Annotated in this window: 14 protein-coding genes; 6 read left to right on the forward strand and 8 right to left on the reverse strand. The window is 45.7% G+C overall.

Annotated elements, in window-relative coordinates:
- Positions 1–212 precede the first annotated feature (212 nt).
- Complete coding sequence (locus ACTNBF_RS02335; RefSeq protein WP_427819882.1) at positions 213–800, forward strand: TetR/AcrR family transcriptional regulator; 588 nt, start codon at positions 213–215, stop codon at positions 798–800.
- A gap of 80 nt (positions 801–880) precedes the next feature.
- Here the strand turns inward: ACTNBF_RS02335 and ACTNBF_RS02340 are convergent, their stop codons facing one another.
- Entirely contained in the window at positions 881–2,635 is a 1,755-nt protein-coding gene (locus tag ACTNBF_RS02340) for an ABC transporter ATP-binding protein (RefSeq protein WP_441050061.1), read from the reverse strand.
- Positions 2,636–2,639: 4 nt separating this feature from the next.
- The gene (locus tag ACTNBF_RS02345) at positions 2,640–4,376 is read right to left on the reverse strand and encodes an ABC transporter ATP-binding protein (protein WP_427819884.1); all 1,737 of its coding nucleotides are present in this window, start codon (positions 4,374–4,376) and stop codon (positions 2,640–2,642) included.
- 238 nt (positions 4,377–4,614) lie between these two features.
- Between ACTNBF_RS02345 and ACTNBF_RS02350 the strand changes: the two genes are divergently transcribed.
- The 4 genes from ACTNBF_RS02350 (at position 4,615) to spoVT (ending at position 6,649) form a co-directional block, all read left to right on the forward strand.
- Positions 4,615–4,887, forward strand: a complete 273-nt coding sequence (locus tag ACTNBF_RS02350; protein WP_427819885.1) for an AbrB/MazE/SpoVT family DNA-binding domain-containing protein — start codon at positions 4,615–4,617, stop codon at positions 4,885–4,887.
- Positions 4,888–5,009: 122 nt separating this feature from the next.
- Positions 5,010–5,684, forward strand: coding sequence for a PHP domain-containing protein (locus ACTNBF_RS02355; protein ID WP_427819886.1), 675 nt, complete (start codon positions 5,010–5,012; stop codon positions 5,682–5,684).
- Between the two features lie 35 nt (positions 5,685–5,719).
- Entirely contained in the window at positions 5,720–6,067 is a 348-nt protein-coding gene (locus tag ACTNBF_RS02360; protein WP_441088700.1) for a hypothetical protein, read from the forward strand.
- Positions 6,068–6,100: 33 nt separating this feature from the next.
- Positions 6,101–6,649 carry a stage V sporulation protein T gene (spoVT, locus tag ACTNBF_RS02365; RefSeq protein ID WP_427819888.1) on the forward strand — a complete coding sequence of 183 codons (549 nt, stop codon included), beginning with the start codon at positions 6,101–6,103 and terminating at the stop codon, positions 6,647–6,649.
- Between the two features lie 21 nt (positions 6,650–6,670).
- On the opposite strand, the gene ACTNBF_RS02370 is transcribed toward spoVT, so the two are convergent.
- The 5 genes from ACTNBF_RS02370 to glsA are packed head-to-tail and all read right to left on the reverse strand — an operon-like array spanning position 6,671 to position 10,801.
- Entirely contained in the window at positions 6,671–6,913 is a 243-nt protein-coding gene (locus tag ACTNBF_RS02370; RefSeq protein ID WP_427819889.1) for a hypothetical protein, read from the reverse strand.
- Positions 6,914–6,930: 17 nt separating this feature from the next.
- Positions 6,931–8,286 carry a CapA family protein gene (locus tag ACTNBF_RS02375; protein ID WP_427819890.1) on the reverse strand — a complete coding sequence of 452 codons (1,356 nt, stop codon included), beginning with the start codon at positions 8,284–8,286 and terminating at the stop codon, positions 6,931–6,933.
- Between the two features lie 2 nt (positions 8,287–8,288).
- Positions 8,289–8,945 (reverse strand): YkgJ family cysteine cluster protein, encoded by a 657-nt coding sequence (locus ACTNBF_RS02380; protein WP_427807122.1) that lies wholly within the window; start codon positions 8,943–8,945, stop codon positions 8,289–8,291.
- 7 nt (positions 8,946–8,952) lie between these two features.
- Positions 8,953–9,846 (reverse strand): radical SAM protein, encoded by an 894-nt coding sequence (locus ACTNBF_RS02385; protein WP_427807121.1) that lies wholly within the window; start codon positions 9,844–9,846, stop codon positions 8,953–8,955.
- Between the two features lie 31 nt (positions 9,847–9,877).
- Positions 9,878–10,801 (reverse strand): glutaminase A, encoded by a 924-nt coding sequence (gene glsA / locus ACTNBF_RS02390; protein ID WP_441050063.1) that lies wholly within the window; start codon positions 10,799–10,801, stop codon positions 9,878–9,880.
- A 212-nt stretch (positions 10,802–11,013) separates the two neighbouring features.
- Between glsA and ACTNBF_RS02395 the strand changes: the two genes are divergently transcribed.
- The gene (locus tag ACTNBF_RS02395) at positions 11,014–11,460 is read left to right on the forward strand and encodes a GatB/YqeY domain-containing protein (protein ID WP_441050064.1); all 447 of its coding nucleotides are present in this window, start codon (positions 11,014–11,016) and stop codon (positions 11,458–11,460) included.
- A gap of 76 nt (positions 11,461–11,536) precedes the next feature.
- Here ACTNBF_RS02395 and ACTNBF_RS02400 read toward each other — a convergent pair whose 3' ends face one another.
- On the reverse strand, positions 11,537–15,451 hold the full coding sequence (locus ACTNBF_RS02400; RefSeq protein WP_441088701.1) for an efflux RND transporter permease subunit: 3,915 nt from the start codon (positions 15,449–15,451) through the stop codon (positions 11,537–11,539).
- Positions 15,452–15,593 lie beyond the last annotated feature (142 nt).

Raw genomic sequence — 15,593 nt, forward strand, 5'->3', positions numbered from 1 at the left:
AATAGTACCAAATTCCGTACTGCGTTCTCTTTTTTGATTTTATCATTGTAACAGAGATAGGAAATTAAGTCAAGTAAAGCCTTTTTTTACCACTGTTTTTGTGCATTTTTGCCAATTATCTTGAAATTTGCGTTTTTACTATGTTATGATATGGAAGCTAATATTTTTACTTTCGAATTAGCATCCAATTCTTTACAAAAGAGAGACGTATTATGAGAAAACCGTACAAAAGTAAAACAAAAGAAAAAATTATGCAGGCTGCGTGGGAGCTTTTCTATGAACAGGGCTACGAAGAAACAACCATTTCACAGATTATCGAGAAATCCGGGACCTCACGCAGCGCCTTTTATCACCACTTTCACGGAAAAGAAGAACTTCTTTTTTCGGTCGCTTATACTTATGACATAATCTACGAAGACTGGCAGAAGCAAAATCTGGATTCCTCTCTTCATTCCGTGGAAAAACTGAAAATATTTAATGTATTCGTTATGCGTTCCGTTGAGGATTCCCCATATCGGAGTTTTTATCCTACCCTTTACGGACTCCAGGTCATGACAAGTGGAATGCGCCATATTCTGAATCCTGACAGAAAATATTATCAGATCATGCGTTCCCTGGTGAAAGACGGACTGGAATCCGGCGAGATCACCTCGCCCCATTCTTATACCACTCTGGCAGACATGATCTGTGGTTTCCAGATCGGTCTTACCTATAACTGGTGTCTTCAGCAGCAGCGTTATTCCCTTCTGGAATATGCACAGACGATCATGGATCCATTTTTCGAATCACTGAGATCCTGATTCATTTGATTTATTATGCATAGAAACAAAAAGAGGAAACCTCCGCTCACAACTTGCGTGTTTCCCCTTTTTTATTTCTTCTATACACCTGCAAACTGACTGTAATACAGCTGATGATAGAATCCGCCTTTCCGGATCAGTTCTTCATGATTTCCCTGTTCCACGATCTTACCGTCTCTCATGACCAGGATTACATCCGCTTCACGGATCGTGGATAATCGGTGTGCAACGATGAAACTGGTCCTTCCCTCCATCAGACGTGCAAATGCCTTCTGGATCTGCACTTCGGTTCTGGTATCAATGGAAGAAGTCGCCTCATCCAGAATCAGCATCGGCGGTCTGCAGAGCATAACACGGGTGATGCAGAGCAGCTGCTTCTGTCCCTGCGACAGGCTTCCGCCGTCCTCCGTGATCCAGGTATCATACCCCTTCGGAAGACGTTTGATAAAACTGTGCGCATGGGATGCTTTGGCTGCCTCGATGATCTCTTCCTCCGTCGCATCCGGCTTCCCCATAATAATATTGTCGCGAATCGTGCCGGTCTTCAGCCAGGTATCCTGAAGCACCATACCGTATCCTGCGCGAAGACTTCTTCTGGTCACTTCCCGGATATCTTCTCCTTCCACACAGATTTTTCCTCCGGTCACATCATAGAAACGCATCAGCAGGTTGATCAGCGTGGTTTTCCCGCACCCGGTCGGTCCCACAATTGCTACTTTTTGTCCCGGTCTTACTTTCAGGCTGAAATGTTCGATCAGCTTCTGTTCCGGTACATAAGAGAATGACACATCCTCAAGACGGACATTTCCTTTGATATCTGTCAACACTTCTGCATGTTCTTTTTCCGGAATCTGTGGTTCTTCCTCAATGAGATCAAAGATTCTCTGCGCACAGGCAATCGCATTCTGCAGTTCTGTGATCACTCCGGATATCTCATTGAACGGTTTCGTATACTGGTTCGCATAACTGAGGAAGCAGGATAACTGACCAACAGTCAGCGACCCGTTCAGTACCGCAAATGCTCCCGTAATTCCCACACCGGTATACACCAGGCTGTTAACAAATCTGGTGGCCGGATTCGTGATGGATGAGAAAAATGTTGCCTTCAACGAGCAGTCTTTCAGTCTTTCGTTGATCTCGTCGAACTGTTCGACCACCTTATCGCCCTGTCCAAAAGCCTGTACCACTTTCTGATTCCCGATCATCTCATCGATCAGCCCCGTCTGTTCTCCTCTTGTCTCAGACTGAAGCTTGAACATGGTAAATGTACGACTCGCGATAAAGTTTGCCACCAGGAAAGATACCGGCGTGATCAGCACAACCACCAACGTGATCTTCACATTTACAGAAAGCATAAATCCCAGCGTCCCGACGATCGTTGCCACTCCGGTAAACAACTGTGTGAATCCCATCAAAAGCCCATCTGCAAATTGATCCACATCGGCAATAACACGGCTCACGATTTCACCGTAAGCATGCCCATCAATATATTTCAGTGGTAGAATCTCTATTTTCTTAAATGCTTCATTTCGAATATCCTGGACTACCTGATAGGTCATCTTATTATTGCAGATACTCATGATCCACTGCGCCAGTGCCGTGATCAATACGCAGACACCGATCTGCAGCATCACCTGGAAAACTCCTGTAAAATTAACCTGCCCCTTGGTTACGATATAGTCCACCGCCTTACCCGTCAGCTTCGGAATATACAAAGTCAGTGCGACGGTCAAGGCAGCAAGGAAAATGGAGATCACAACAAAAATCCGGTATTTTCCAAGATAACGAAATACTTTTTTCAATGTTTCCGACTGTTTTTTCTTCTTATCTTCCACCTGCTTACGCCTCCTTCTCTTTCGGGAACTGTGAATAATAGATTTCCTGATAAGCAGGACAATTCTCCAGAAGCTCCCTGTGGGTTCCGGCGCCTGCCAGCTCTCCGTCATCCAGCACCAGAATCTGATCCGCATACTGGATGGAAGACGCTCTCTGGGATACGATGAACACCGTAGGCTGCTCTTTCATTTCCCGGATCGCCTTTCTTAATTTTGCATCCGTCGCAAAATCCAGTGCCGATGCACTGTCGTCCAAAATCAAAATCTCCGGCTTCTTCACCAGTGCTCTGGCAATCGTCAGACGCTGTTTCTGGCCGCCGGAAAGGTTCCGCCCGCTCTGCTCGATTTTAAAATTCAAACCTTCTTTTTTCGAATCCACAAATTCCTTCGCCTGCGAAATCTCAAGCGCTTCTTCAATCTCCGCATCGGTTGCATCTTCCTTTCCCCAACGGATGTTCGCTCCGATCGTACCTTTGAACAGAACAGCTTTCTGAAGGACCATACCGACCCGTTCCCGCAGGGAATCCATCTGATACTCTTTTACATTCCGGCCGTCGATGCGGATCTCCCCCCGGGTCGCATCATAAAACCGCGGAATCAGATTTACCAGAGACGATTTCCCGGAACCGGTACCTCCGATAATTCCGATCGTCTGTCCCTGATATGCTTTAAAAGAAATATCGCTTAAAGACTCCGCACCTGCACCCTGGTACGTAAGCGAAACATGCTCAAATTCCACTCTCGGGATCTGTTTTTCATCCGAATCCACCTTCCACACAAGCGTTCCGTCCTGCATATCCGGCTTTTCTTCAAACACGCTCTGAATCCGGTTCGCACACGCCAGTGCTTTCGTGATCGAAATAATCAGATTCGCAAGCTTCACCAGTTCCACCAGAATCTGGGACATATAGTTGAGCAGCGCCACAACCTGCCCCTGCGTCAGTTCCCCGATATTGACCCGGACCGCACCGGTGTATATAAGCACGATCACCGCCCCGTTGATCACAATATAAGTAAGCGGATTCATCAGTCCCGAAATACTTCCGACAAACTTCTGTGCCCTGGTGAGAAGCTGATTATTCTCCTCAAACCGGCGTTTTTCATCCTCTTCTTTGTTAAATGCCCGAATCACTCTCGCCCCCGTCAGATTCTCTCTCGTCACCAGAAGGACCTGATCCAGATGCGCCTGCACCTTCTTATAGAGCGGCATCGTCATCAGCATGATGGAAAATACGATCACAGCAAGCAGCGGAATCGCTACTACAAACACAAGAGCCGCTTTGATATCGATCATAAACGCCATGATCATCGCCCCAAAAACAATGAACGGGGAACGAAGCAGCAGACGAAGCGTCAGATTCAGCCCGGACTGCACCTGATTCAAGTCACTCGTCATCCGGGTGATAAGGGTCGATGTCCCAATCGTATCCATCTCCGAAAATGTAAACTTCTGCACATGCGCAAATAGCGCATGTCTCACCTCCGCCGCAAATCCGGTTGCCGCCTTCGCCGCAAAATACTGCGCCGTGATCGAACAGGTCAGTCCGATGATTCCAAGCGCGATCAGAAGCAGGCACATCCGCACGATGTAGCTCTGATCACTTCTAGCGATTCCTTTGTCGATCACCGCCGCCATGACAAGCGGTACAAACAAATCAAATAACGCTTCCAGCATCTTAAACAAAGGCGCCAGAACCGTTTCCTTCTTATAGTTTTTCAAATATACCATAAGAGATCTCATAGTTTTCTCTCCTCTTAACCTCATTTTCTCCAGATTTTGTATTGATTATATTCTGTTTCTTTAAATCCGTGTTCTATGATACCACAAACCGGGCGAGATAGGAATGGGCATTTTGATTTGATTGTCAAATGCAAATTTTTCATTTTTCTATAACTCCGTTTACTTTCTTCCTTGAATTGAATATGATAGAATTAATCTCAAGTTTTCTTTAGATTTCAAAAATAGAAAGGAGGATTTTATGAATCTTGCGAAAATTTCTTCAAATGGTCAGATTACAGTTCCAGTTGAAATCCGCCGTCTGCTCGGCCTGAAATCTGGTGATAAAATTCTGTTTTTTCAGAAACAGAATGGTGAAATTGTAGTCAGCAATGCCTCCGCTCAGGCAATCTGCAAAGCGCAGACTGCTTTTTCCGGTGTCGCTGAGGAAATGGGGGCTATAATGAAGATGATATTCAGGCACTTGTGGACGAAATACGGTACGGAAAGGGAAAGTTATTATGCGATTTGTTGATGCTGTCGTTTATATTTATAGTAACGTTAAAGATCGTGTTTCGTTTGGGCCAGCAGCCCGTAACTTAAATGGTATGATTATTCTATGAAATATCATATCAGACTGTATAAAGGAGGTACACTATGAAAATAGAGATGCATGTCCATACCAGCGAAGGAAGTCCCTGTGCCGAAACTGATGCAGAAAGTATTGTGAAAGCATACAATAAAGCCGGTTACGATGCCATTGTAATAACTAATCATTTTGACAATAACCTTCTGGTCCATTTTGGAAATACAGAAAAAGCTCGAATCGAAAGATATTTATTGGGATATCGAAAAGCAAAATCAGTAGCATCAGAGAATCGCATAAAAGTCATGCTCGGAATAGAAATACGCCTGGAGCCGAATGAAGAAGATTTTTTAATTTATGGAATCGATGAAGATTTCTTATTTCAAAACCCTGATCTTTGTTTTATGAGTCAAAAAGAACTATATGAACTTTGTCATTCATATGGAGCAGTATTGTATCAGGCTCATCCATTCAGAACTCCATGCATTCCCCGCGATCCCGATTTTTTAGATGGTGTCGAATACAATCAGCGTCCAAACAGTGGAAATAACAACAAGAAATTGGATACATGGCTTCAATCATATCCTGATTTAAAGCGGATCTCAGGCAGCGACTGCCATAACCTGCAGCAGGTGGGTTACGGTGGAATTATAATTCAGGAAACTGTAAATGACTCACAAGAACTGGCAGAAGTTTTAAAACAGCATCCTGTAAAACTAATTATGAACGAACACAGTACGCAATGATTATTATTTGACGCGCGTCAAATAATAATTAGGGTATGCTCTGGGCAATGTGGTGTGAATATGAAAAGATATATACCGTTTCTGAAGACATCAGTCTTACGTGGGTAAAGGAAAGAGTGATTCCAAGTGGAAGACAAAATATTGGAAGCATTCTCAAGAATTACAAATTGAAAGAATATAGCGAGATGGCTCTTTTAAGTTTGTCAAAGGGAAGATGCTTTCAGGATAACTGCTATATTGAGGATATCCCAGAAACAGATATTCCGGAAAATAAAAGAGACAGAATGCGCAAAAATCCTTCACTTTCTTCAAACGCCTTCATTTTTTACAAGCGCATAAAATTCCTCCTATTTACAAATACTATGGAAAGAAACGGAAAGTAAATTCAAAAGATACTGTTAATGGAGGATTTTATTATGAAAGCAACCGGAATTGTAAGACGAATTGATGACCTCGGTCGTGTTGTAATTCCCAAAGAAATCCGCCGCACTCTAAGAATTCGGGAAGGCGACCCTTTGGAAATATTTACAGACCGCAAAGGTGAGATTATTTTAAAAAAATATTCTCCAATCGGAGAACTTAGTACATTTGCAAAACAATATGCGGAAAGTCTGGCACAGACGCTGGGATACCTTGTATGTGTAACTGATATGGATCAGGTGATTGCTGCCGGAGGACCGGGAAAAAAGGAATTTCTTGAGCAATCGATTACCCGTCAGCTAAGTGAGGCAATTGCAAAACGCCAGCAGTTTCTCTCCTTCGCAGGAGAAAAGAATTTTACAAGAATTATAACGGCACAGCCGGAGGAATACGACAGTCAGGTCATCAGCCCGATCATTTGTGAAGGAGATGCCATCGGGTCGATCGCAATTCTTGCCAAAGAAGGGAAAAAGAAATTGGGTGACACAGAATTAAAAATGGCGCTATGTGCGGCCGGGTTTTTGGGGAGACAGATGGAGCAATAATGAAATTGCTCCATCTTCCTTCTATTTTATATCGTCTTCATCAAATTCACACACCACATAGAACCCCCGCGGAGTCTCCTTCACATCCACAACTTTTCCTTTCTTTGACTGAAGTCGTTCCCAGGATCTGAAGTTGGCGCTCATCGCTACAGCCGGCTCGATTGTATAGTAAAAGTATGCTGCAACTTTTCCTTCCGAGACTTCTACCTCCTGACCTGCCTCCACAAGTCCGGGACGTTCCATTTTGAATTCCATTTGTCTCATAGACATCACTCCTCTTTCTATTTTGCCGCAATCGGGAGGGCTGCCTCAATCTTTGCCGCTCCTTCTCCAATGATTGCATTAGTCCGCGCCAGGGATTGCTTCGCCTCTGTCTCGATTCCCAGATCTGCCGTCTCTTTCAGCAAAGTCTCCATATCATTCAATGGTAAGATATAATAATTCGGATTATCGCTGCTGCCTGACTTGTACACCCACGTCGGTATAAACTCCATGCCCGTAAGGGAAACCTGACCATCGTCTGATTTTTCAAGTATCAGTTCCACCATCAGCCCGTCTTCTGTATGTCCCTCGGGAGCAAAATCAATCCGTTCTTTTCTCTGGTCTGATAAATGATTTCCCAGAGAGTATACGCATACCATCTGATGGGTTCCTGCTTCATTTGTGAGAAGATCTACCGGCTGTACCACATGCGGATGCCCGCCGATCAGCGCATCGATTCCCAGTTCACAAAGCTCTTTTGCAATATTTTGCTGACGTTCATTTTCCGTTGTTTCGTACTCTGTTCCCCAGTGCAGATAGGCGATTGTGTATTCTACGCCTTGCGTTTCCAGTTCTTGGAGGCCTTCTTCGATCTCGCTGTAAAGATAATGTTCCAGCCCTCCGTAATTAAAGGTATTGATCCGCTGCGCATCTTCATCGCTGACCGGAATCGAGTTGATGGATATCTCCTGACCATCAACGCTTCCTGAATCAAATACATAGTTAAAGATTCCGATTTTAATTCCGTCAATTTCTGTTACATAATAGTTTTTTTCAGAAGTATCTTTGCGCACTCCGGTGTAAAGCAGATGATTCTCTTCCATCGCCTGAATGGTTTGCATCAATCCTGTCGTCTGATTATCATAAATATGGTTATTCGCCAACAGGCACAAATCAACATAATTATCAGAAAGTGCTGTTGCAATCGCCTCCGGAGATTTGAATCTTGGGTAGGCCGTGTAGTCGCCATCCGCAATTGTTGTCTCGAAATTCACAACTGCAAGATCCGCCGCCTCATACTCACCGGCTATATATTTGAAAACGGAATGGTAATCATATGTGCCGTCTTCATGCAGATACTGATTCGATACCAGCATTGGATCATGCATCATGATATCACCCGCCGTCAGAATCGTGGAAGACTCTTTTTGAATGACCTCTTCTGATACGACAGGCTGGCTCTCCTGATTTTCTTTTGTGTCCTCTCGAAAGAAAAGGAACCGAACGAGACTGACCGCTCCGACAATAAGCAGGATGAAGATCAGAAGCATTCCGGCCAGTACCCCGAGCCGGATCATTTTTTTGATCCGCCGGCGGCGTCTTCGCTGCTTACGCTGCTCTATTTTCTTTCTTCTCATGTATTCTTCTTTTGTCATATCTACTCCAATCCCAGTTCTTCATAACCTCTGGCCAGCCTTTTTGCAAACTGTGTATAGAAATTCTCAGCCTCCTCATATGGAGAAAGATAAAATTGCTGCAGTATGTACATACTGACCGCCTTTTGCTCTTCCGGATTCTCGGAAACATATTTTTCAAGTGCAAGAAGAAAATTATGCCAGTCATTTACGAATGCTTCATACGATTTCAGATCCGGTGTATCGATCCATTTTTTCACTTTGACCTTGGAACGGTTTTCCTTGCGGCATTCGTTCACCTGAAGAAAATACCTGAATCCTCCGTTTTCATAATAACGCCCGAGCGGGAACAGCCGGCAGATTCCCGGACGGATGGGATGAATGCAGCAGCGCCCCTCTTCGTTCAGAAAGCCGCATTTTTCTTCCACCATTTTCAGATTTGGAAGAATCAGGCCGTCCACGACATTCAACTCCACGTTTTCGGACAGCAGTTCCTCGAACGTCATCTGAAGTCCACATGCAAGACGATTGACATCCAACGGGTCCAGTACGATCGATGTCCCCATGCCCCTGCAGCAAGCCGAACATCCCTCACAATCGCCGCAATCTGCCTTTACCATATCATTGCTCCCGTACAATTTCCCATCGGAAATTTCGTTCATATTCACTTGCCTTTTCATCTTTCTTTTATACCCCTTCCAGTGTAAATGGAGGGATGAAGCTTTCTTTTGCCGTCTCTCCCTCCTGAATAAATGCCTGTTCAATCCCCAGCGAGATCGCATAATCCACCAGCCGTTCATAAGCATGATCCGGCACCTTCCGCGCCAGTTCCGGATAGCGTTCCTGATCCAGTGCCTCCACCGGAGTATACTGATTCATCAGACTGAGATAAATCCGGTTCCCATAAGTCTGATAGAGATATTCCACGATCCGCTTTGCATCCGCAAGACATCCCGGCAGGAGCAGATGGCGCACAATCACGCCCTTTCTCATGATCCCCCGCTCATCAAACTCAGGGGAGCCTGCCTGTCTTACCATCTCGGCAACTGCTGCCTTCGCCACGTCCGGATAGTCTTCCGCCATCGAATATTTCTTCGCATGCAATGGATTTAAATACTTAAAATCCGGCAGAAACACGTCTACATAACCTTCCAGCATTTTCAGTGTCTCCTGCCGCTCATACCCGCCGGAATTCCACACAATGGGAAGCTTCATCCCCTCATTCTTGGCTAGATCCAGTGCCCGGATGATCTGCGGCGCGAAATGTCCCGGCGTCACGAGATTGATATTATTTGCTCCCTTCTCATTCAGCTCATGAAAAATGTCCGCCAGCCTTCTTACAGATATGATCTTTCCCACCTCTCCATCGGAAATGACGTGGTTCTGGCAGAACACACACCGGAGCGTGCAGCCGGTAAAAAAAACCGTTCCGGAACCATTTTCTCCGGAAATGCACGGTTCTTCCCACATATGAAGCGCCGCCCGCGCGACTCTGATTTCTGACGTTTCACCGCAGAAACCCTTTATTCCATTTTCCCTGTCCGCCCCGCATCTTCTGGGACAAAGTTCACACACTGCCATAATTCCTTATCCTATATTCCACTTTTTGCGCTTATACCAAATGATTCGCCTCAAACATATGAAGCCTTAGTTTCTCCGATATTTCTCTGAGCACATACTGCCCCGCGACACTGTTCCCTTTCTCATCAAGTGCAGGTCCGAATATTCCGATTCCCATCCGCTTATCCGCAACCGACAGAATTCCGCCGCCAACTCCGCTTTTGGACGGTACGCCTACTTCCACAGCAAATTTCCCGGAACCGTCATACATCCCACAAGTCAGCATGATCGTTTTCACTGTCCTCACTACATTGCTGGCGAGCAGCCTTTTCCCTGTGACAGGATGAAACCCATCTGATGCCAATACAAGGCCGAAGCCTGCCAGACTTGCCGCTGTTACACTCAGCGAACACATTTTCACATAAAAGTCTATTGTCTCCTCAACACTGTTTTCCAGAATTCCTTTGCTTTCAAGCAAATATGCGATTGCTTTATTTCTTGAAATATGATTCATCTCTGACTGATATACCTTCTCATCCAGCACAATCTTATCGTCCAGACAAAGTATCTTTGTAAAATCAAGCATTTCTTCAAAGTTCACAAGGGAAACCAGATAATTCGTAACCGCAATCGCTCCGGAATTGATCATCGGATTAAAAGGATGATCACTCGTCAGATCCAATTTTATCAGTGAATTGAATGCGTCCCCCGACGGTTCCATCCCGACACGTGCAAAAACTTTCTCGAATCCGCATTTCTCCAATGCAACTGCGAGTGTAATAACCTTTGATATACTCTGGATCGTAAATCTTACATCTGAATCTCCGCTCTGCCAACGTTTTCCTTCTTTTGTAAATACACATACCCCAAGATAATCCTTATTGACTCTTCCCAATTCAGGAATATAATCCGCCGTCTTCCCCATCGACGTCAGATCTCTGCCTTCCCGAACGGCATCGTCCAGTATCTTTTGCATTTTGTTTTCCTCTCTTTATACATTATATAGAAGCTTCTGTGATCGCTTCAGACATACCTTATCATGGAACATTTTCCCTCCTACATTATATTAGTTGTAATGCCCGGATGTCAATCATCTCCAAATGATTTGATGATCGCGCATATTTCCTCTGGTATTTTTTTCACATTCATGTATAATAATGGTTATATAATAAATGGAGGGATCGTAACATGAGCAAAATTGATGAAGTAAGAAGCGCAATGGTCGCTGCAATGAAAGCAAAAGACAAAGACACCAAGGAAACCTTATCTGCTCTTCTGGCTGCTCTTAAGAACAAAGCGATCGACAAACGTGCCGATTTGACTGAAGAAGAAGAGGTTCAGGTAATCCTCAAAGAGATCAAACAGGTGAAAGAAACTCTGGAGATGACTCCGGAAGACCGTACCGATATCAAGGAAGAATGTGAGAAACGCCTTGCTGTTCTGGAACAGTATGCACCGAAGATGATGGACGAAGCCGAGATCAAAGAAGTGATCGCTTCTGTTCTTTCCGAACTTGGAATTGCAGAGCCGACCGGTAAAGATAAAGGCAAGATCATGAAAGATCTGATGCCGAAAGTGAAAGGAAAAGCGGACGGAAAGCTTGTCAACCAGGTATTGATGGGAATGCTGAAATAATACTTGAATATCATAAAGAGAGATGCCGTTTTTTATCCGGCATCTCTCTTTTTCAGTATACCTTTTTAGCCGCGTTTTATATTACAGCGGATTCTGCATCCAGATCCACATCCGAATCCACATCGATTTCTTTCAGTTCTCTGCGGAAGAAAATATCATACATCACCGGTACAATATAAAGGGTCATCAGGGTTGCATAGGCCAGGCCGCCGATCGTTACGGTTGCCATTCCTTTTCCGATTGCAGAAGCCATATCCCGCGAGAATGCCATGGTTGACATTGCAAGGATCGTCGTCATCGCTGTCATCAGGATCGGGCGCATACGGGTCTTGCCGGTCATCACCAGTGCTTCTTTCTTCTCCATACCGGAGAGACGAAGCTGGTTCACATAATCCACAAACACGATACCATTATTTACAACCACACCTGCCAGCACGAGGAAACCGATCATCGCAACCATGGAAAGAGTCTGTCCGGTTCCCCAGAGTGCCAAAAGTCCTCCGGTAAATGCCAGCGGGATCGTGAAGATTACGATGAACGGTGACAACAGACTCTGGAACTGTGCAACCATGATCATATAAATGAACACAACCGCCAGCGCAATCATCTGGATCAGATCCGTCATGGTCTCCTGTACACTGACTACTTCACCTGCCATCTCTACGATATATCCTTCCGGCACATCGTACTCGTCCAGAAGCTTCTGGACTTTTCTTCCGATCAGGGATGTATTATAGCCATCCTGTGTCACTGCACTGACCGAAATCTGTCTTGCCTGATTTTCTCTGTGGATCGAAGCAATGCTGTTCGCATCTTCCTTTTTGGCAAACTCGCTCAGCTTGTGCTCCTCGGTCACATCATTTCCCTCTTCATCCTTCGAAGTCGTTTCAAAGGTGTAGTCCATCAGATTTTCCGCCGTCAGCATATCCGATTCATCGACAATGATCACACTGTACTCATTTCCCTCCAGAGTCAGGGAAGCTGCCGTTTTCTCCGTAGTCAGCGCCGATGCCAGTTCGGAATAGATCTGTGCAACCGTCAACCCGTTTCTCATGGCAGCATCCTTGTCCAGAGCGATCTTGATACCCGGATCCTGCTCCTCCTGACCATTCGTAATCTCCTCCAGGCCCTCGACCTGTTCCAACATGCCTTTCACATCCTCACTAATGGCAAGGAGTGTATCCAGATCCTGTCCTTGAATATCGATTTCGATTCCGCTTCCTCCGAGAGAGGACATATCCATTCCGGACGAAGAGACCTCCATCTCATATTTTTCTTCCTGACCGCTTCCAAGCTCTGCGATCTGTTTACCGATCGCATCACCGTCATTTTCATGCTCTTCGTCCAAAAGTGCATAGAACGTGAACTGCGTTTGTTTTTCTCCGGTCGAAGTGCCACTCAGCGACATAACACTCATGGCAGTTCCTCCCGACATGGCGCCGACTGTTTCTACGCCCTCGATATCTGCAATTTGTGCTGTCAGTTCATCGACGTTCCGATAAATGGTATCCTGATCCATTTCCTCATTCATTGCCAGAGAAACGCTGATCGTATTGCTGCTCATATTCGGGATCAGCTCCAGTCCCATTTTCGTGGTTCCATATACGGCGCCGACCAAGAGCGCAACCGCAAGGCCAAGCGGAACAATTTTCCATTTCAGACAGAAACGAAGTGATTTATCATAAAGGATCATCACTTTATCAAACAGTGGGTGCTTTTTCGCAGTACTCTTCTTCAGCACGGTCGAACTCATGGCCGGCACAACGGTAAGTGCCACGATCAGGCTGGCGATCAGCGAATAAGCAATGGTAAGCCCCATATCCGTAAATAGTTCCCGAGTCATACCTTTTGTAAATACGATCGGAAGAAAGACACAGATAGTGGTCAAAGTTGAAGCAAAAATTGCACCGGACACCTGTTTTGCTCCCTGAACCGCGGCTTTCGGGGCCGGAACTCCCATACTTCTGAGCCGGTAAATATTTTCAATCACGACGATCGAGTTATCCACCAGCATTCCGACTCCAAGCGCCAACCCGGACAGAGAAATAATATTCAGTGTTACATTTGAGAAATACATCAATACAATCGCAAATAATACACTGAGCGGAATACTGAACGCAACCACGATCGTCGGCTTCACATCCTTCAAGAACAATGCCAGCACAATGATTGCCAGAATCGCACCGTAGATCAGATTCTTTAAAACAGACTGAATGATCAGTTTAATATAATCTCCCTGGTCCATCAATGAAGTGATATGTAGTCCCTCATACGTTTCTTCCAGTTCCTTTATCACATCATTCAGATTGTTGGAAACATCCGAGGTCCCTGCCGTGGATGATTTCATGATACTCAGCATAACCGCATCATTTCCGTTGATCCTTGCATAACTTTCGCCGGAATTATCGATCATCGTCACATCCGCCACGTCCGACAGCCTGACATCACCGATTCCGTCCAGACTGCACAGAAGGGTATTCTTGAGTTCATCCAGCGTGTCGAAATTGTCACCGATTTTCAGAAGGAATTGTTTCTCGCCTTCCTTTATGTAGCCTGCCGGCATTTCGAAATTCTGCGCATAGATCAGTCCGGACAAAGTATCCATATCTACAAGCGCATCAATATTGGCGTTCTTCATCGCCGTCTCTCTTGCCGTCTTATACTGCTCTCTTGCCTCATCAAGCTGAGCCTGTGCCGATGCAAGCTGGCTCTCTCCCGCCGAAAGCTGTGCGGAAGCCGCGCCAAATGCAGCTGCAGCGGAAAGCTTTCCTTTCTCCACGGAAGCGTAATTGTTCTTTGCTTCAGCGACCTGACTGTTCACCTGAGCAAGCACGGCCTGCGCCGCAGCGATCTCGGTATCCAGATTGGCAAGCTCCGTATCGATCTGCGGAAGCCGTACCGTTACCTTCTCTTCCATCATGGAAAGATTCTCCCATGTGAAATTCTCTACCATCGTCTGAAGCTCCGGATTATCCGGCTGCATCTGTGCCATATTTGCCAGAGTCATCTTCACCTGCTGATAGGTTGTCTGGCTCTCATCGGCAAGAATCGCAGAAATACTGAGATCCGGAACTCCCATCATGGCACCAACCTGCGCCACCACTTCATTCAGCTGATTATATGCCGGGACGACCTGCTCATGATAAGCATCCTTTTCTGCCGAAAGCGCCGCCTGGCTGGTCTGAAGTCCGGTCACCTGCGCCTGATAGGCAGACGCTGTTGCCATCGTTTCATCCATCAGCTGGCTGTATTTTGCCAGTTCATCATAGGTGGAATCCTGTTGGCTCTCCAACTCTTTCTTACCGCTGGCGATCTCACCCTTCGCTGCGTTTAATTCACTCTCTTTTTCATCCAGCGTCGCCTTAGCCTCGGCAAAAGTACTGTCCATTTTCGCCAGAAGGCGGTCATTTACTTGATCGATCTTTGCCTGGTTCAGACGGATCTCTACTTTTTCCTCGGTAAGCCCCGTGCTGTTCACGCTCGCCACGCCGTCCTGACGTTCCAGATAAGGAATCAATGTGTCCTCCGCGAACTTGCTGAGTTCTTTCACATCCATTCCATCATAATCAAGGCTCACCGTCATCGTAGGGATCATATCCGGCGACAGTTCCATCAGCATCGGCGTTCCCGCTTCGTCCGGGAGGACGCTGCTCAGCTGTTCCACGGCAGTTGACAGCTTGACCATCGCGCTGTCCATATTCGTATCCTCTTCGAATTCCAGTATGACCAGACTGTAATTCTCCGCGGAATTACTGGTCACATTCTTTACACCATTCACCGTACCGAGCGAACTCTCCAATGGTTCTGTCACAGAGCTTTCCACCTTTTCCGGCGTCGCCCCCGGGTAAGTCGTTATCGCCATAACATAGGGCAACGTGATGCTCGGCAGCAGATCGGTCGTGATCCTGGTGAAACTGATAAATCCCAGAACAAGCACCATCACGATACCTACCAATACGGTATATGGCTTTTTTACACAAAATTTCGACATCTTGTCTAGTCCTCCTGTCGTCTCTATTAACCCCTCAATTCTGCAGATGATTTCTGCCTATTGTTTTATTTTATTCTTAGAGAAATCAAGAATCAATGAAGAATTTTCTCTTTTAATCAATTTAATAAATATTTTATATTTG

The organism is Bariatricus sp. HCP28S3_A4 (genome assembly GCF_052066395.1).
Taxonomy (GTDB): Bacteria; Bacillota; Clostridia; order Lachnospirales; family Lachnospiraceae; genus Allocoprococcus.